We start from the raw sequence: 19483 nt of genomic DNA on the forward strand, positions 1-19483 counted from the left end.
GACGGACTGCGGCCATGTCGGCCGAGCGTCCCATCACTACTGACAACGGAGTATTCCCATGAAGTTCAAGTCCACCCTCGCCCTGGCCGCTCTGGCCATTGCTGCCGCGCCTGCCTTCGCCAAGGTCAAGACCGACGGCCCCGACATCGGTGCCGGCGAACTCGTCCTGCTGGTCACGAACGCTGCCGGCTCCTACGCTCAGGATCTGGGCACCTCGGTCAACCAATTGGCCGGCCTGCTCAACACCACCGGCAGCTTCACGCAATCGGTGCTCGGCACGCAATACAGCGCCTTCCAGAACTTCAACGGCGCCGACAGCAAGTGGGCCATCATCTCGGTGCAGCCCCTGGGCGATGGCTACGCCATCGGCGACAGCAATGTCTGGACGACGGTTGCCGCGGGCCAGAACCTGGGCCTGTTCCAGAACGTGCAAGTGACCGACACGGCCAGCGCCCTGTCGTTCCACTTCGCTGACGTCGACAACCGCGCCGTCAACACCGGCATCGGTCAGGCCGACAACCGCGTGGCGTCGCCCAATGGCAACCAAGCCTACACAGACAACGTCATCATCAGCCTGAATGGCAACGGCTTCCGCACGTCGAACGCCATCGGCCAGACGAGCACGTTCGTCTACATGGGCATCTCTGGCGACGTCGGCGACCAGCCGGCTTCCTACGAGATCCTGAAGAACACGTCCAACAGCCTTTACAGCGTGAACTTTGACGGCACGAACGTCAGCTTCACGGCTGCCGTGACCTCGGTGCCCGAGCCGTCCACCTACGCCATGTTGGCTGCCGGCCTGCTGGCTGTCGGTTTCGTCGCTCGCCGCCGCGCCCGCTAAGCCCTACCACGCGCCCCGCTCCGCCCGGCCTCAGGGTGCAGTCATGCACCTGCCGGGCGGAGCCTTGCCTGAATTCTGAACGGAACACCCTCATCATGAAGATCCGCAACTCCCTCATCGCCGCCGCCTGCCTGGCCGCCGTTGGTTCCGCCAGCGCGTTGACCCCGGCCGAGATCAAGATTGCCCGCGACAACGGCAGCCTGGTCGAACTCCGCGTGACCGGTGCTTCTGCCCTGCGTCTGCTGCTCGGCTCCTACGTCCAGGCTGACCTGGCCACTCCGGCCAGCTTCGACGTCTTCTTCGACTCGGCCACCGGTGCCAACCACCGCGCTTACTCGTTCAAGACCAAGGTGGCGATTCCTGCCGGCCCCCTGACGGGTTCGGTTGCCATCCCGGCCGACACCCCGATGCTGATCACCAAGCGTGATGCTGGCGGCTCGACGCAAGGCGTGACCCCGCTGCTCAACGGCGGCGTTGCCACGCAAGAGCACATGCTGGTTGACGAAGTCGCGAGCTGCACGCCCTCCGGCAATCCCCGTCCGGCCACCGACGTCACCAAGCCCACCTACATCTGCACGGCCGTCACCACGGGCCTGGCCCACGCCGGCATCTCCGACGTGGAACCCGCACTGCTGCAAAGCACCGTCAACGGTGGCACCGGCCTGGACGTCAGCAGCCTGAACGCCGCCGGCTTCGTGCAGAACATCTTTGGCGTGGCCGTCAACAAGAAGGCCTACCTGGCCCTGCAAAAGGCCCAGCTCCTGGACAACGCCGGCGCCATCGACGAGTCGCCCGCCAAGCAGCCCAGCCTTCCCAAGGCCTTCGTTGCTGGCGCGCTGACCGGTTCCGTCGTCGGCAACCTCTCCGGCAAGAATGGCTGGAACCTGGTGATCCCCACCTCGGTGGACGCCAATGTCAATGCCAAGCGCGTCATCGTTGCCCGCCGCAACCAAGGCTCGGGCACGCAGGCCGCTTCCAACCTGTTCTTCGCCGGCGCCGCCTGCGGGCCGACGGCCAATCAAACGCCCGTCACCCTGGGCAGCACCGCCCTGCCGACGCAAGCCACCGGCACGGCCACAATCACCCAAGGCGGCTCGAGCCAGGCGGTCGAGAACATCCTCGGCTTGACTGTCGAAGGCCTGGCCGGCGACGCCTACGCCCTGGGCGTGCTGGGTGCCGAGAACAACCCCGTGCCCACCGATGCCCAAGGCAATCGCCTGCTGGACCCGCAAGGCAACCCGGTCGACAAGGGCTATCGCTTTGTCAAGCTGAGCAATGTGGCTCCGACACGCGCCAGCGTGCTGAACGGCGACTACGACTTCGTCGTCGAAGCTTCGTTCCAGTGGTCCAACACCGGCGCCAACGTGCCGACCGGCCCCCAGGCCACCCTGGTGAGCAAGATGCGCGGCGAGATGGGCAAGGCCGCCATCCTGAAGGATCTCGACAAGGACCTGGCCAATGGCCTGGCTGCCCTGCCGAGCAGCTTCACCGGCGCCTGGTCTGACCTCGACCCGGTTCTGAAGAGCTTCACCTCGCACACCAACCGCAAGTCGGCCAACAGCTGCTCGGTGGTTCGCGTCACGAAGTAATCGGTACCAACGCAGCGACCGAATCGCTGTGAACCGGTGTACGGCCCATGGCCGTACACCGTCCCTCCAAGGAGGGCTGATGGCTGAAGGGCTTTTTCGAGGCTTCAGCCATCGGTCTTTTTCCACCTCTGCCGCCCGGCCGCCGGGCGCAATGTCACCCCAAGACTAGGTTGTCCTCATGGTCCAGAACTCTCCTACGCTGGCGCGCCAGTTCCCTTGGCGCACCGCGGCCGCGGCTTTGACGCTCTGCCTGGCTGTCGGCTCTGCCCACGCCGCCATCATTGGTGGAAACTCATCTTCGACAGCCCCCGAGACACGCGCGGAACTCGTGCTCATGGTGTGGGATCCAGTCAAATCGGTGTCGTACACCAAGGACCTGGGCATTTCTGTCTACAGTGACTTTCTCGACGTGGGCGACCCGACCAAGAACCTGTTCGTCTATGGCCAGCAAGATGCCGGATATCAGAAGCTCTTCTCACCGCTGAACACAGACGCCAATTTTGCGAAGTTCCTGGAAAAGTCCACGAACGCCGCCAATCAGATCTGGGCGATCTTCGGCTACTCGAAAAGCAATGACGGCTGCTTTGTTCCTGGCACCTGCTCGATATTCACGACCGTGCGGCACGATGCCCCGACCGACACACTCGATCCGGACTATGTGAAGCTGACGACGGCAATGCAAAACGTCAGCGTCGAGGACGTCACTCAAGTCGGTATCTTCTTTGGCGACGTGAACAACGCGACCGGTCCAAACCAGGCTTTCAACACCCACGACACCGAGCCAAACGGTTCAGCCTATGACACCGACCCACAGCCCGGCTATGTCGGATCAACATTTATCGGTGGAGCAGGCTCGGGATTCAACGACAAGACACCGCCCTTCTTCAATGCAGTGGGCAAGTCATCCTGGTTCTATCACGCGACCATCTCCAGCGATGTGGGCGACCAACTGGCAGCCATTGATGAATTCGACAACACGGGGCACGACGCCTACTGGGGCTTGGGCATTGACGGCAGCGGCAACTACATCCTCAGCTACACCCTGCCGGCCGTCCTGACCCCGACCACCACCGCGCTGGGCAACATGCTGCGCCTGCGCACCGACTTCGCAGCCAGCTACGGCGCCACCCGCCTGATCGGCGCGCCTGCCGGGGACACGCTGAATCTCGGCAACGTCAGCGCCGTCCCGGAGCCGTCGACCTGGGGCCTGATGGGCCTGGGCCTGGGCATGTTGGCCGTCCGCGCGCGCCGCCGAAACGCCTGAACGCAATGCGGCCGCGCGCCGCATTTTCACGACCGTTTCACCCGCCCTCGGGACACTGACTTCATGGACGCCGGATCGATGCGCGCCCCCTGGTGGGCGCGCTGCTTTTTCTTGTTTGCAATTGCCCTGGCGCTCAGCGCCTTTGGCGTGCCGGCGCACGCCCAGACAACATCACAAGCCGCGCTTCGGTTCGACATTCTCGAGTTCGAGATCGAAGGCAACACGCGCCTGAGCGCCATGCAGGTGGAGGCGGCCGTCATGCCCTTCATGGGTGAAGGCCGTGACATGGCCGCCATCGAGAGCGCACGCGCTGCGCTGGAGAAGGCCTATCAAAGCGCCGGCTATCTGACCGTCTTCGTCGACGTGCCCGAGCAGCGCATCGACGGCGGCGTGGTGCGCCTCGCTGTGCTGGAAGGCCGCGTCGACAAGCTCTACGTGACCGGCTCGCGCTACTTCGACCAGGGCCGCATCCGCAACGTTGCCACTGAACTTGCCGAAGGCAGTGTGCCCAACTTCAACGTCGTGCAGCAGCAGGTCGCTGCACTGTCCCAGACCGCCGAGCGCCGCGTGCAGCCGGTGCTGCGGCCGGGGCGCGAGCCGGGCACGGTGGAGGCTGAATTGAAAGTCAGCGACAAGCTGCCACTGGGCGGCAGCGTCGAGGTCAATAACGCCGCAGCTGCGGGCACCGAAGCGCTGCGCGCCGCCGTCCATCTGCACTACGACAACCTCTTCCAGCGCGATCACTCGCTGTCGCTGACGGCACTCACCGCGCCGATGCGACCCAGCCAGTCGCGGGTGCTGGTGCTGAACTACCTTGTGCCACTCGGCGATGGCGATTCGCTCAATTTCAGCGCCGTCAATTCCAGCAGCGACATCGACAGTCTGGGTGGCACGCGCGTGCTGGGCAAGGGCACGACCCTCGGCTTGCGCTATGGCATGAACCGCCTGGACACCCACGCATCGCATGGCCTGTCGCTGGGCTTCGACATCAAGGACCTGAAGGAAGACGTTCAGACCAGCGCCGGCACCCTCGGCTCGCCGCTGCGCTATGCACCGCTGCAAGCCGCCTACAACGGCAGCTGGTGGGGCGACTGGGGCCAGCAGCAGGTGAGCGCCAGCGCCACCTTCGGCCTGCGCCCCGTGTGGCGGCAGACGCGCGCAGACTGCCAGCTCGCCGACGGAAGCTTCGGCGTGGCCGACCAGTTCGCCTGCAAGCGCCGCGGCGCGGACGGCGGCTTCACGACAATAAAGCTGGACTGGCGCGGCAGCCGCCGCGTCGGCCCCACCGAATGGGCACTGCGCATTGCCGGACAGATCGCAAGTCAGCCGCTGGTCAGCGCCGAGCAGTTCTCCGTGGGCGGTGCGGATTCAGTGCGGGGCTACGCCGAGGGTTCGGTATCGGCCGACTACGGCGCGCTGGCCTCCTTCGAGTTGCGCAGCCGCAATCTCGCGCCAGCCCTGCTGGACGCCTTCAAGGGCGCCAACCTGCCGGCCTTCAGCGAGCTGGTGTTGTTCGGTTTTGGCGACGTCGCCCGCGTCTCACTCATCGAGCCCGAGCCTGGCCAACCGCATCGCAGCACGCTGCTGGGCACGGGGCTGGGCATGCGCCTGGGCCTGCAGCCCGGCCTGAGCCTGGCGCTGGACTGGGCGCGCCGCCACCGTGACGTCGCAGGCCGCAGCCTGCCCACCGAGCGCGTGCATGTGCGCGCCGCGCTGCGCTTCTGAGCCCGACCATGACCACCGCCGCCCAACGCTGGATGCTCCGCCCTCTCGTGGCGGCGCTCGCCGCCTCGCTGCCGCTGTACGCGCTGGCGCAATCGCGCGTGACCGCGCCGCCCCCGCCGCCGGCCAAGACGGTGCCGGTGCCGGCCGCCGGCTGGCGCGTCTACGGCAGCGGCACGGCCGCTCCCGTCAACACCGGCAACGCCCGCGGCGGCGTGGACATGACGATTGGCCAGACCAGCCAGCGCGCCATCTACAACTGGCAGAGCTTTGACATCGCTGCCGACAGCTCGGTCACCTTCGACATGGCGCTGGCCGGGTCGAGTGCGCTGAACCGCATCGGCAGCGTCAGCCCCAGCCTGATCTTTGGCCAGCTCAAGGCCACCAACGGCGGCGAGATCCTGCTCTACAACCGCAACGGCATCCTGTTCGGCAAGGACGCCCGCGTGGACGTGGGCGCACTGCTGGCGACAACACTGGCGCCCAGGGATGCCGACTACGCCAACGGCTTCGTCACCAATATCACCGGCGCGGCCTCCGCGCTGCGCTACGACGGCGCGGCGGTCGACTATGTCGACGCGAAGAACTTCGTCCGCGTCGAGCCCGGCGCCGAGATCAGGACCGGCGAGGGCGGCCGCATCCAGCTCTACGCCAAGCGCGTGGAGAACGCCGGCACGCTCACGGCACCCGGTGGCCAGGTCGTGCTGGGCGCGGGCGCCGAGGTCTTCTACAAGCTGCCCACGGCCGAGCCGCTCTACGCGTCCGAGGCCAACCCCAATGTGCCGGCGCTGCGCGGCCTGCTGGTGGAAGTGGGCCGGGGCGACCTGGCCACCGGCGCAGGCTCGGTGGACAACACAGGCAGCATCAGCGTGCCGCGAGGCAACGCCACCCTGGTGGGCCTGGCCGTCAACCAGGCTGGCCGCATCAGCGCGACCACCAGCGTGTCCCAGAACGGTTCCATCCTGCTGCTGGCGCAGGGGGATGCCGAGGCAACCGGCAAGACCACGAGCGACCCCCTCTACAAGCGTGCCGCCCGCAGCGGCACGCTGACGCTGGCGGCCGGCAGCGTCACCGAGATCACGCCGCAGAACACCGGCGCCGACGGCAAGCTGCTGACCAGCGATGACAACGGCAGCTTCACGCGCTCGCGGCTGGATCTGGCGGGCGGCAGCATCACGCTGGCCCAGGGCGCCGCGGTCATCGCGCCCGGCGCGTTGGCCGAGCTGCGCGCGCTGGACACCCCCTCGCCTTTCGGCGGCCTGGTCACGACGAACCCGCTGACGGCGTCCGGTGGCCGCATCGTCATCGACGCCGGCGCGAGCATCGACGTGTCCGGCACGACGGATACCTCCGTCAGCGTGGCGCGCGAGTTCGTCACGACCGAGCTGCTGGGCAGCAACGACCTGAAGGATGCGCCGCTGCAGAAGGACGGCCTGCTCTATCGCAACAAGGTCACGCTGGACATCCGCCAGTCCTCCGCCATCCTCGGTGACCTGGCGAGCTACCGCGCCGCGCAGCAGCGCACGGCCGGCGAACGGCTCGCCAGCGGCGGCACGCTGCGCCTGGTCGCGGGCGAGGCAGTGCTCACCCACGCTTCGTCTCGCTTGGACGTGTCCGGCGGCCAGGTGACCTACAGCGCGGCCCAGGTCGCGCCGACCCAGCTCTACGCAAGCAACGGCACGGCCTACACCCTTAACGACGCGCCCAAGGACCTGCTCTATACCGGCATCGTCAACGCCGGTGCGACGAAACCCACTTACGACCGCTGGGGCGTCAAGCCGACCTTTGGCCTGACAGGCCCGTCGCGACTGGAGCAGGGCTATGTCGACGGTCAGGCCGGGGGCAACCTGACCATCGTCGCGCCCAAGGTGGTGCTTGACGGTGGGCTGGCCGGGAGCGTCACGCAGGGCTGGCGCCAGTTCGCCGGCAGGGATGCCGCGGCCGTGGCGTCGCAGCTCGTCATCGGTGCGGCGGTGCACGTCGGCACCTTCGGCAACTCCACCTACGCCGGCCCCGTGCTGCGGGACTTCAGGCTGCGCAGCGGCTCCGGCACCGCGCTGGGCGACAGCCGCTGGTCGCTGCTGCGGGCCGACAGCGCCACCACGCTGGACGGCATCGAGTCGGGCCTCAGCGTGTCGCGTTTCTCGGCCTCCGGTTTCAACGACCTCACGGTTACCGCCGTGAAGGATGTGGTGCTGGAAGACCAGCTGCGTTTGAACAGCCTGGGCTCGGTGCAGTTGCAATCCGCCAGCGGCACTGTGTCGGTGTTGCGAGACATCCACGCCACCGCTGGCCGCATCACACTGCGCAGCAGCGGCGGCGACGTCAAGGTGGCTGCTGGCGTCCACCTGGACGCCTCGGGACGCTGGGTCAATGCGGCGCTGGATCGCGAGCTGAGCGACGCTGCACAGCCCGCAGCCATCACCGGCGGCAGCATCAGCCTCCTGGCCGGCGCAAGCCTGCTCCTGGGCCAGGGCAGCGTGGTTGACGTGTCCAGCGGCGCGCTGCTGACCGGCGCCCAGACTTTGGGCAATTGCAAGGCGAACACGCTTTGCGGCGGCGGTGCCGGCTCACTGACGCTGCGCGGCGGCTCGGCTGTCGCGCTGGCCAACGCCAGCCTGAGGGGGTTTGGCGTCACGCAGGGCGGCAAGCTGAGCCTCAGCGCGCCCGAGATTCGCCTCGGCGCGTCGGCCGCCATGGGCACCGACGCCGCTGTGCTGTCGCTGGACAGCGGCTTCTTCAACCGGGGCGGCTTCCAGGGTTACACGCTGGACGGCCGCGACGCACTGAGCGTCGAGGCCGGCGCGCAGATCGCGCCCCGGCTGATGCTGTGGCAGGCCAACGGCAGCACTCGCTCGCAGCGGGGCCTCCTCACGACCATGGACGTGGCGTTCTCGCGCGCCCCGCAGACACTGGGTTATGCGCTTCCGGTCGACGTCACGCTCAATTCGAGCGGCATCGATGCCGGCCTGCCTGCAGGGCGGCTGACCTTCGGAGCCGGCGCTCTGCTGTCACTGGACGCCGGCGCTAAGGTGCAGCTGTCGGCGCGCCAGCAGCTGCGCTTTGACGGCCGCATCGCGGCACCCGGCGGTCAAGTCAGCCTGAGCCTGGCCAACGGGGAAGACGCGCGCTACTTCGACCGCAGCCGCTACCTTTGGCTGGGCGCTACCAGCCGCATCGACGTCGCCGGCATCGCCCAGGTTCTGCCGAGCAATGACGGCCTGCGGATCGGCCGCGCGTTGGCCGGCGGCAGTGTCAGCCTGAACGCGGGCGCTTCGGCGCAAAGCTACGCCACCAGCCTCGTCGTGCAGAGCGGCGCGGAGATCGACATCCGCGGCGGCGCCGGTACGTTCGACGTGCGCGAAGCGACCGCCGCTGGCGACCGCATCACGCGCCAGCACATCGCCAGCAGTGGCGGCGCCTTGAGCGTTCGCGCCAGCGGTGACCTCGTGCTCGAAGGTGCACTGCTGGCCGCCGGCGGCAATGCGACCGCCGCAGGCGGCAAGCTGGGCATCGAACTTGAAGCCGGCCTCAACAGCGCGGTCCAGCTCCCGCCCGTGCGCGATCTGGTGCTGAGTGCCACCGACGGCGATGCCAGCGAAGCGCTGAACCCCGAGGATCTTGGACCAGCCCGGACGCTGACGGGACGCGCCCGCATCGACGCCCCCTGGGTCGCCCGCTCCGGCATCAGCGACCTCACGTTGTCTTCCCGAGAGCGATTGCAGATCGAGGCCGGCGTCAACCTGAACCTGGCCGGCGGGCTTCGCCTCGACGCGCAGGCGCTGGGCTTCGTGAGCCAAGGCGGCGCGACGGCAGCCACGCTGTCCGGCCCCTACGTGAGTTGGGCGAACACCAAGGGGGCTGTCAACGTCGGCACCTTCACGCGCGACGCCTTTGTCGCGACGGCCGGCTCGGCGGCCACGCTGAACCTTCGCGCCGGCCAGCGTCTGGACGTGAGCGGCCAGGTCGTCAGCCAAGGTGTGAGTCAGCTCAACCTCGCCAGCGCCGCCGACCTGCTGCTGCAAAAGCCGAGCGCCAATTTTGCTGGCGACGGCCGCCTCTCCACAGGGGCGGACCTGCGCCTGACGGCAGCGCAGATCTTCCCCGCGAGCGACACCGGCTTCGTCATCGACGCCACCGGCCGCCGCATCGACATCGACAGCCCCGCCGGCGCAGCCCCCGACGTGCCCTTCAGCGCCGGTGGCCGCCTGAGCCTGCTGGCCCAAACCATCAACCAGGGCGGCCGGCTGCGCGCCCCCGAAGGCAGTCTCACGCTGACGGCCAGCGACAGCCTCAACCTGCTTGACGGCAGCGAGACCTCGGTCAGTGCCAGCGGCCGCAGCCTGCTGTTCGGCACCTGGAACGGCGAACGCTGGTTCGGCCCGGGTAGCAAGTCGGGCGAGACCCTCAGCGCGGCTCCGGCCAAGGCCGTCATGCTGCAGGCGCCCAAGGTCAGCACCGCCGCCGGGGCGAGCATCGACCTCAGCGGCGGCGGCCACCTGCTAGGTTGGCAGTTCGTCGCCGGGCCGGGCGGATCGACCGACATCTTCAGCGCCGCCAACGGCAGCTACGCGCTGGTGCCCAGCATCCGCAGCACCGGCGCGGCTGACGCCAGCCTGCCCAACCAGCCCGGCCTGGGCCGCCGCATCGACTTCGGCAGCGACGGCATCAAGCTGGCCGATGGCACCCAGCTCAAAGGCAGCTACACGCTGCTGCCGGCACGCTATGCGGCGCTGGACGGCGCCCTGCTCGTGCGCCCCGCCGCGATGAAGCGCAACGACGGCAGCGCGCTGGTGCTGGCGCAAGGCCAGAGCATGCTGCGGGACGATGGCAGCGTCGTCATCGGTGCGCGGCTGGACACGGCCGGGACGCCCTTCGCCGATGCGCTGACCTCGACCTGGCAGTTGCTCACAAGCAAGCAGGCACGCCGCTTCAGCGAGGTCCGACTGGCCACGGCGGACGGCTTCTTCACCGATCTGGCCACGCGCAACGACATGCTCGCGCCGGCCCTCAACCGCGATGCCGGCGCGCTGGTCGTGGCCGCCCAGCGGGCCGACCTGCGTGGCGCCCTGCGCGTTGCGGCGGGCGTTGGCGGCCTGGGTGGCAGCGCCTATTTCGGTGCCGAGCACATCGTCGTCGACGACGGCACGCCGGCCGGTGACGCCCTGCACCTGAGTGCGACGCAACTCAACCAGCTTGGCGTGGATCACGTCGTCCTCGGCGCGGTGCCGACGAACCTGCAGCAAGCCGGTCGGCTCGACACGACGGCGCAGACGCTGACCGTCAAGCCGGGCAACACACTCAGCGCCCCCACGCTGCTGCTGACCGCACGCCAGCAACTCGACATCACATCCGGCAGCCAGCTCAGCGCCAGTGGCGGCAAGCCCCCCAGGACCGCCTGGACGCTGCAGGGCGACGGCGCCGCCGTGCTGCTCAGCAGCCAGACCGGCTCGACGCTGACACGCCAGAACGCCGCCGTGGCGGGCGGCGCGCTCAAGGTCGGCAGTGGCGCCAGCCTGCAGGCCGGTACAGGCCGCGTTCAGCTCGACGCCGCCGGCAGTGCTACTGTCGACAACAGCGCCAGTCTGGGCGCCAGCAGCCTGGGGCTGGGCGTGCCCAGCCTGCAGCTCGGCGGAACGGCTGTGGCCGGCAGCCTGCTGCTGACGGAAGACCTGCTGAAGCAATTGGCGCAGGCCCAGGACCTGCTCCTGCGCAGCTATTCGGTGATCGATTTCGTCGGTGACGCCAGGCTGGGAAGCCCTGGCCTGAGCCGCCTCACCCTCGACGCGCCGGAACTGCGTGCGGCGGCCCTCAGCGATTCCGCCACGCTCAGCGCCGGCACGCTGGTGTTGACGAACAGCAGCGGCAACTCGCCCGTAATCACCACACCCGCCCTGGGCCACCTGGACTTCACGGCCGCTGGCCAGCTTCGCCTTGCAGAAGGCGCGCAAGCTTGGCACGCGGCCGGCACCACGCTGACTGCGCCTCTAGGTGTGGCCATCACCGGCACCAGCGTACTCACGGTCAAGGGTTCACTCACCGCCCATACCCCCGCCATCGTTGCCAGCAACGGCGGCAATCCCCCCGCCAACAGCAGTTGGGACGTGCAGGGCCTGCTGACGCTGGATGCCCAGGGCGCCAGCAGCGCGGGCATCGCGGCAGACACTGCGGCGCGCCTGTCGCTGTCCGCGCGGCAAATTGACGTCGCAACCACGCTGCGGCTCCCGGCCGGACAACTCGCGCTGACCAGCCTCGGTGACCTGCGCCTGCTGGGCGGCGAGCTCAGCGTTGCCGGCCCCCACCAGACCCTGGGCAGCGGCGCGACCGCCGTGGCCGTCGACCTGGCGGCCGGCAGCCTCAGCCTCAGCAGCAGCCAGGGCGACCTGGAACTGGCCTCAAACGCGCGGCTGGACGTGTCTGGTACGGGCGCTGGCGACGCCGGCCAGCTCAGCCTGGCCGCTCCCCTGGGCGAGCTCAAGCTCGCAGGCACGCTGGTCGCCAACGCAGCCGATAGCGCTACGCCCGCCAGCCTCAGCCTGGACGCGCGGCAGCTGCCCGCCTCCGGCGAGATCGGCCGCGTGATTGCAGCGGCCGGCCCGCACGCCTTTGAACAACAGATCACGCTGCGCCAGCGCACCGGCAACCTCGAACTGAGCGCCGGCACCGAGCTGCGCGCGCGGGCATTTGAGATCAGCGCCGACGGCGGCTCGCTGACCGTAGCCGGCCGACTGACTGCACTGGCCGCGCCGGGCAGCGGCGGCCAGATGGCGCTCAATGCAGGCAGCGACCTGGTCATCGCCGACGGCGCTCAACTGACGGCGCACAGCGCTGGCACGGGGACAGATGTCGACGCCCCTCGCGTCGCGCTGAACAGCAGCGCCGGCTGGCTCAGGCTGGGCGGTGGCAGCATCGACCTCGAAGGCGGTGCGCTGATGTTGCGCGCATTGCGCACCGACGCGCAGGATGTGCGCATCGAGCCCCTGCTGACCCGCATCCTCAAGGCCGGCAGCATCGACATCGAAGCAGCCAAGGTCTATGACGACGTGGGTGAACTGGTGGGCGGGCTCGTGCCGGCACCGCCAGCGCCGCAGCCTCCAGCACCCGAACCGCCCGCGCCGCAGCCTCCCGCGCCCCAACCACCCGCGCCGCAGCCACCGGCCCCTCAACCCCCTGCGCCGCAGCCGCCGGCGCCGCAGCCGCCTGCACCCGGCCCATCCCAACCTTCACCGGGCAATGGCCCCAGCACGGGGGGCAGCCAGCCGCCGCTCCCACCCCTGACGCCCGCGCCGCAACCTGGAACACAGCCCTCGCCAGGCAACGGCCCCACCACCGGCGGAACTCAGCCGCCAATGCCGCCGCAGGGGCCACCCGCGCCGCAGCCGCCGGCACCGCAGCCCCCCGCACCGCAGCCGCCTGCGCCGGAACCACCGGCTCCTCAGCCGCCCCCGCCTGCGCCACCGGCGCCGCAACCGCCGGCACCGCAGCCTCCTGCGCCTCAACCGCCCGCGCCAACCGGACCTCAGCCATCGGAAGGCAACGGCCCGACGACGGGCACAACCCTGCCGCCCGCTCCACCGCTACCGACGCCATCGCCCCAGCCACCCGCGCCGCCGGCTCCTCAGCCAACTGCACCCCAACCGCCGGCGCCACAGCCTCCCGCGCCTGAACCGCCGGCCCCGCAACCGCCCGCGCCTCCGGCTCCTCAGCCCCCTGCACCGCAGCCGCCGGCGCCGCAGCCCCCTGCGCCTCAGCCGCCCGCGCCTGAACCGCCAGCCCCGCAACCGCCCGCGCCTCCGGCTCCTCAGCCACCCGCACCGCAGCCGCCGGCGCCTCAGCCCCCGCAAGGCAACGGCCCGACCACGGGCGCAACCCTGCCGCCAGCGCCACCACTGCCCGCGCCACCCACCACGCCCTCAACCGGCGATGGCGCTACGACAGGCCCGGTGCAACCGCCTACCCCGCCGTTGACGCCCCCGCCAGCCCCTCTCAGCGGCACCCGCGCACTGGCGCTGGCCATTACCGTGCCAAACGCAGTGACGCCCTCGGCGGGCAATGGACCCACGACCGGCAGCACGCAGCCGCCGGCACCGCCGGGCAGCACGCCGTCGCCCGCTCCTGCACCCAGTACGCCTACGCCGCCTCCCCCGCCGCCGCCCGCATCAACGCCCGCAAGCCAGCTTGGCCTGGCCCGCGTTGTCGCCGACAACGCGGCCTTCATGGGCGAGAGCCAGCAGACGGCCCAGGCCATCGCGAGCCGGCTGAGCGCGGCCCAGCCGAGCCTGCTGCCAGCGGTGCGCGTGCGCGCCGGCGTTGAGGTGCGGACGGCGGGCGACCTGCTGCTGAGCGCCGACTGGCGCCTGCCCACGTTGAGCGCCTCGCAGCAGGCCGTTGCGCCGAACGCCGCCGAGGCAGCGCTGACGTTGCGCGCCGCTGGCGACGTGAAGCTCCACGCCAACCTCAGCACTGGCCTGCGCGAGTCACCCACGACGGCGGCTGAATGGATCGGCACGTCGGCCCTGGCCGGCGATGTTCGCGTCGTGGCCGGCGCCGACCTCTCAGCGGCGAGCCTGCTGGCTGCGCGCCCGAGCAGCGGCTCGGTGGAAATCGGCAGCGTGGGCGACACGGTGACGGCCGTGCGCGTGCGCAGCACGACGGGTCGTATCGACATCGCCGCCGGCAAGGACGTGAAGCTGTTGAATAGCGCGGCAACGGTAGCCACGCTGGGCGTGCCGGTCGCCACGGTCACGGCTGAAGCGCCGGCACCGGCGCCATCGGCTGGCTCGCTGTCCGGCCGGCTGGACGTGTCCATGACGACGGGCAATAACGCCCCGTCTGGCAACGGGCCGACGACCGGTGAGGTGCAGCCGCCCCGACCTCCCGTGGCACCGGGCGAAGCGCCGACGCCATCACCATCACCATCCCTATCGCCGTCTCCGTCGCCATCTCCAACGCCGGCACCGTCACCATCGCCCGCGCCGACGCCCTCGCCCGCCGAGGGCGACCCGTTGCCATCGACGCCGTTCGTCACCGTGATGGATTCGCTGAGCCAGGCGCTCGACACCTCGGGCCTGGCGCCTTTCAGGGCCCATGGGGGTGCCATCCGGGTGCAAGCGGGCGGCGACGTGAGCGGCCAGCCGCTGAGCCAGGATCAGCGTTACATCACCGATTGGTATTGGCGCGCCAAGGCCGAGGGCACGACAGCCTGGTTCGCCCGCGAAGACCGCTTCGCGCAGGGCCTGGCTACGCTCGGCGGAGGGTCCATCCAGGTCAAGGCTGGCGGCAACATTACCCAGTTGCAGGCCGCTGCTGTTGGCTCAGGACTGGTGCTCGATGGCACAGATGCCGCCGCTGCAGGCTTGCCAGCAGGACTGACACGCTTCGGCGGCGGCACACTGTCCGTGCAGGCCGGCGCAGACATCGTCAGTGGCCAGTTGATGGGCTCGCGTGGCCTGGACGTGCGCGCAGCCGGCGCCGTGCGCAATGCCGACTTGACGACGCCCGGGGCCGTGAACGGCCTGCAAATCATCTATCAGGACGGCGCCATCCGCGTGCAGGCCGGTGGCGACCTGAGCGTTGCGAGTGTGCGCAACTTCTCTTTGGCCAACCCCTCCTACGACAACAGTGCGGCTTTGGCCGCGGATCTCGTCGCCCCCCTGCTGGACAGCTGGAGCAGCCTGCTGCTGCAGAGCTCGGGAGGCTCGATCGGCTACGAGGGCGCTGGCCAATCGCTGCAATCGGTGGAGGCGTTTGCGGGCGCGCGAGTGGTGCCCATCGACCTGCGCCTGTTGGCACCCCAGGGTTCCGTCACGGCCAACAACCTTCAGCAGTGGACGATGAGCGGAAACCCCGCCGAGGCGCGCACCTGGATAGGCGCTCGCGACAACGTCAGCCTCGGCAGCCTGTCGGTGCTGGCGCTGGCGGCGCCTCAACCGTCTGCGGGTCAGTCCAACGTCGAACTGACCACGAAACTGGCACAAGCGCTTCTCTTCGCCCGCGACGCGCAGGGCCGTGCCGAACTGGACGCGGGCACGCGCTCGCCTGCGCGCCTTGTCGCAGAGCGCGGCGACCTCACGTTGAACGCGATGAGCTCGGTACGCCCGATAGCGGCGAAAGCCGGCCGGGACATTCGCCTGAATGATGTGTCGGTGCAGCACCAGCCCGCCGGTGCCGGCACCCCCAGCGAGCTGAGCCAGCTGCAGGCCGGCCGCGACGTCCGCCTGGGCACCGGCCTCGGCCTGGAGATCGCTGGCCCCGGCGATCTGCTCGTGCTGGCCGGCCGCGACGTGGACCTGTCCAGCAGCACCGGCATCGTCGCGCGCGGCAACCTGTCCAACAGCGCGCTGCTGCCCGAGGGCGGCGCGCGGCTGACCGTCGTCGCCGGCATGCACGCAAGCATCGGCGCCGAGCGTGACGACTATGCATATGCCAGCGCCGCCGGCTTCCAGGTGCTGGGTGCCTCCGGGCTGACAGGCAAGCTGGGCGAGGCCTGGATGCTGCTTGGCGGCACCGGCACGGCTGCCGCTTTCAACGCCGCAACGCCTGCGCAGCAGCTCGACCTGCTGCGCCATCACTTCGGCGCCGCGGCGGTAGACCGCCTCGTGGCCGAGCAGGTCAAGAGTCAACCGGCACGCGCTGAAGGAGGCGACCAACGCGCCCGCGTGGCCGCTCTGCTCGGCAAGCCGATCGACCACCCCGCCGTGACCGACGAAGTCGCGAAGCAGTCCGGCCTGCTGCAGCCGGCGTGGTCGGCGCTCAGCGATGAGGCAGCCCTCAGGCAGCTGGACAAGCTGAGCAATGTCCAGCAATCCCTGCTCGTCAGCCGCGTGCTGATGAACGGTCTGGCCGCACAGACCACGGTGACACGCACTTCGGCGCTGGCGCAGCTTGCTGCCACGGCGGACCTGGCCAAGCTGTCCGACTACGTCGAACTGATGGGGGGCCAGCGCGGCGCCGACGCGGCGGACACGCTGCGCCGCTTCGAGGCCCTGCCGCTGGAGCGGCAGATCCCGTGGCTGAACCGCGTGCTGGTGGGCGAACTGCGCAGCGCCGGTCGAGCCGCTTCGGTGCTGGAAGGTGACGAGCGCTGGGCTGCATATGCCCGTGGCTACCAGGCGGTGAACCTGCTATTCCCGCTGGGCCAGAGCGGCCGGCCGGCGGCCCAGGTGCGCATGCCCACCAGCCAAATCAAGACGCTGCAGAACGCCGACATCACCGTGCTCAACCCGGGCGGCGGTGTGAATGCCGGCGAGGTGACGGCGGGTGCCAAGTCGGCCACCGAGCTGGGCATCGTCACCGTCAACGGCGGCGACGTGTCAGCCGTCGTGGCGCAGAACTTCGACGTCAACCAGTCGCGTGTCTTCACCCTCGGCCAGGGCAACCTGCTGATGTGGTCGTCCGCCGGCAACATCGACGCCGGTCGCGGCGCCAAGACCGTGACCGGCGCGCCGGCACCGGTGCTGCGGCTGGACAGCAACGGCAACCTCGTCTTTGACACCTCGGGCTCGTTCAGTGGCTCAGGCATTGCCGTGCTGTCTGCCGGCAATGACCTGGACCTCTACGCGCCCACCGGCGAGATCAATGCCGGCGAGGCGGGCATCCGCTCCAAGGGCAACGCCTTCCTGGGTGCGGATCGCCTCGTCAACGCAAACGACATCCAGGTGTCCGGCACGCGTGCCGGCGCGACGGCGGACGTGGCCCTCGCCGTACCTATCGCCGTGCCGACGACGCCCACCGGCGCCGCCCAGGCCGCTGCCGCGGCGGACACCGACAAAGACAAGGACGAGCGCCGCCGCCGGCGCCGCAACCTGCTGCTGGAGTTCCTGGGCTTCGGCTCTTCCTGATTCAAGAAAACACAAGCCATGCCCAAAGCACTCACCGCACTCATCCTCGCTGCCCTACTGCCGGCCACCGCCCATGCCTGGTGGAACGCCGACTGGAACGAGCGAGCCAAGATCACGCTGAACACGTCGAGCCAGGGGCTGGAGACGAAGGAAGCCGCCAGCGGCGTGGCCGTCGCGGTGCGCCTGCACTCCGGCAATTTCGACTTCACCGCGGCCAAGGAAGACGGCAGCGACCTGCGCGTGGTCGCCGGCGACGACAAGACGCCGTTGAAGTTCAGCATCGAGCGCTTCGACAGCGTCAACGAGCTGGCCGTGCTGTGGGTGCAGGTGCCGAGCGTCCTGCCGGGCAGCGACAAGAACGTTTTCTACGTCTACGGCGCCAACCCCAAGGCCGCCGCTGAAGAAAGCGACGCAAGCGGGTTCGACCCGGCCACCGTCATCGCGCTGCACTTCAGCGACAAGCCGGCCGGCGCGGACCAGCTCGGCGCCGTCAAGCCGCAAGGCACTCTCATCACCGAGCCGAATGGCCTGCTGGCGGCGAGCGCCAGGTTGAACGGCGAGGCAGTCGTCTATGCGCTGTCCGACAAGCCGGTCGTCGACGCTGGCAACCAGCTGACGGTGAGCCTCTGGGTCAAGCTCGACGATGTACAGCGCGCGACGTTGCTGAACTGGGGTGGGCTGACGTTGAGTGTGAATGGCGGCAAGGTTGTTGCACGGGCGGACAAGGGCGAAGTCAGCGGCGGCGAGATGCCGGTGGCGCGCTGGACGCAGGTCGCGCTGCGCATCGGCCTGGGCAAGGCGACCTTGTTCGTCAACGGCGCGCAGGTCGCGCAGGGCGACCTCGCCACGCCAGCTCTCGGCAGCAACCTGCGCCTGGGCGAAGGCGCACGAGGGCTTATGGACGAGGTGCAGGTGGCGGCCACGCCCCGAAGCGCAGACTGGCTCGCCGTGGCGGCCGGCGCACAGGGCGCAGAGAGCAAGCTGGTGGCTTCCACCCGCGAAGCCAGGGACGCCGCCGAGGCCGAGGGTGAGAGCCACGGTTACATGGGCGTGCTGGTCAAGAACCTCACCGTGGACGCCTGGGTCGTCATCGGCATCCTCGGCGTCATGTTCGCTATTGCCTGCTGGGTGATGGTCACCAAGGGCCTGCTGGTCACCAAGGTCGCACGCGCCAACCGCAGCTTCGTGCTGAAGTTCCGCGAAGCCAACGAGGAGCTGCTGAAGCTGGAGACGCACGCGCCGCATCCGCAGTCGCCGATCTACCGGCTTTACCAGGCTGGCATTCGTGAACTGGCCAAGCGCAAGGTGGGCGAGGCCGGCGCCAAGCCGCTGTCGGGCGCGTCGCTGGATGCAGTGAAGGCCTCGGTGGACGCCGACTACGTGCGCGAGAACGCACAGCTCAACTCGGGCATGGTGCTGCTGACGATCGCCATCTCGGGCGGGCCGTTCCTCGGTCTTCTTGGCACGGTGGTGGGCGTGATGATCACCTTTGCGGCCATCGCAGCGGCGGGCGACGTGAACGTCAACGCGATCGCACCGGGCATCGCCGCGGCGCTGCTCGCAACGGTGGCGGGGCTGGGCGTCGCGATCCCCGCGCTGTTTGGCTACAACTATCTGGCCGCGCAGATCAAGAACGCGACGTCGGACATGCAGATCTTCATCGACGAGTTCATCACTCGCGTGGCCGAGTTGTACGGGGCGCCCTGAGCCATGTCCGCCGACATCAAGGGCGACAACCAGCTCTACGACGACATCAACGTCACGCCGATGCTGGACCTCGCCTACGTGCTGCTGGTCGTCTTCATCATCCTGACGACCGCGTCGGTGCAGGGCGTGAAGGTGAAGTCGCCCGAGACGCAGGCGGCCAACAACCTCGCCAAGCCGCAGACGCGCGCCATCACGATCACGGCGGATGGGGCGGTGTACCTGGACGCCTATCCGGTAGACATGGAGCAGCTTCGGGTGTCGTTGGCTCAATACAAGGCGGCGAATCCGGCGTTGCCGGTGGTGCTGAAGGCGGACGCGGCGGCGCAGTACGAGAAGGTGATGCAGGTGTTGGAGGTGGCCAAGAAGTTGGACATCACGGAGATCGGGTTGGTCACCAAGCGGGCGGCTGCGGAGTGAGGATGCTTGTGCGTTGCTTTCGCTTTTTGGCCAGGCCCAGCGGGGATTTCGCCCCCGCGGGCGACCTACTTTTTGCGCCGCCAAAAAGTAGGCAAAAAGCTCT

At 69.2% G+C, this 19483-nt stretch carries 7 protein-coding genes; all 7 read left to right on the forward strand.

Going from position 1 to position 19483, the window contains the following annotated elements:
* Positions 1–58 precede the first annotated feature (58 nt).
* The 7 genes from AC0IZJ_RS22110 (at position 59) to AC0IZJ_RS22140 (ending at position 19380) form a co-directional block, all read left to right on the forward strand.
* Complete coding sequence (locus tag AC0IZJ_RS22110) at positions 59–841, forward strand: PEP-CTERM sorting domain-containing protein (RefSeq protein WP_471853720.1); 783 nt, start codon at positions 59–61, stop codon at positions 839–841.
* 95 nt (positions 842–936) lie between these two features.
* Positions 937–2430: a hypothetical protein gene (locus tag AC0IZJ_RS22115; protein ID WP_471853721.1), complete on the forward strand. Its 1494-nt coding sequence runs from the start codon at positions 937–939 to the stop codon at positions 2428–2430.
* Positions 2431–2608: 178 nt separating this feature from the next.
* Positions 2609–3694 carry a PEP-CTERM sorting domain-containing protein gene (locus AC0IZJ_RS22120; protein WP_471853722.1) on the forward strand — a complete coding sequence of 362 codons (1086 nt, stop codon included), beginning with the start codon at positions 2609–2611 and terminating at the stop codon, positions 3692–3694.
* 63 nt (positions 3695–3757) lie between these two features.
* A complete protein-coding gene (locus AC0IZJ_RS22125) occupies positions 3758–5419 on the forward strand; it encodes a ShlB/FhaC/HecB family hemolysin secretion/activation protein (protein WP_471853723.1) in 1662 nt (553 codons plus the stop codon).
* Positions 5420–5427: 8 nt separating this feature from the next.
* Complete coding sequence (locus tag AC0IZJ_RS22130; RefSeq protein WP_471853724.1) at positions 5428–17256, forward strand: filamentous haemagglutinin family protein; 11829 nt, start codon at positions 5428–5430, stop codon at positions 17254–17256.
* An 18-nt stretch (positions 17257–17274) separates the two neighbouring features.
* Complete coding sequence (locus AC0IZJ_RS22135) at positions 17275–18963, forward strand: DUF2341 domain-containing protein (RefSeq protein ID WP_471853725.1); 1689 nt, start codon at positions 17275–17277, stop codon at positions 18961–18963.
* A 3-nt stretch (positions 18964–18966) separates the two neighbouring features.
* Entirely contained in the window at positions 18967–19380 is a 414-nt protein-coding gene (locus AC0IZJ_RS22140; RefSeq protein WP_471853726.1) for an ExbD/TolR family protein, read from the forward strand.
* Positions 19381–19483 lie beyond the last annotated feature (103 nt).

It is taken from the genome of Roseateles sp. AC306, assembly GCF_979253795.1.

Excerpts from the sequence above, each read along its gene's own strand:
- AC0IZJ_RS22110 (WP_471853720.1), top strand. The coding sequence starts at position 59 with ATGAAGTTCAAGTCCACCCTCGCCCTGGCCGCTCTGGCCATTGCTGCC.
- AC0IZJ_RS22115 (WP_471853721.1), top strand. The coding sequence starts at position 937 with ATGAAGATCCGCAACTCCCTCATCGCCGCCGCCTGCCTGGCCGCCGTT.
- AC0IZJ_RS22120 (WP_471853722.1), top strand. The coding sequence starts at position 2,609 with ATGGTCCAGAACTCTCCTACGCTGGCGCGCCAGTTCCCTTGGCGCACC.
- AC0IZJ_RS22125 (WP_471853723.1), top strand. The coding sequence starts at position 3,758 with ATGGACGCCGGATCGATGCGCGCCCCCTGGTGGGCGCGCTGCTTTTTC.
- AC0IZJ_RS22130 (WP_471853724.1), top strand. The coding sequence starts at position 5,428 with ATGACCACCGCCGCCCAACGCTGGATGCTCCGCCCTCTCGTGGCGGCG.
- AC0IZJ_RS22135 (WP_471853725.1), top strand. The coding sequence starts at position 17,275 with ATGCCCAAAGCACTCACCGCACTCATCCTCGCTGCCCTACTGCCGGCC.
- AC0IZJ_RS22140 (WP_471853726.1), top strand. The coding sequence starts at position 18,967 with ATGTCCGCCGACATCAAGGGCGACAACCAGCTCTACGACGACATCAAC.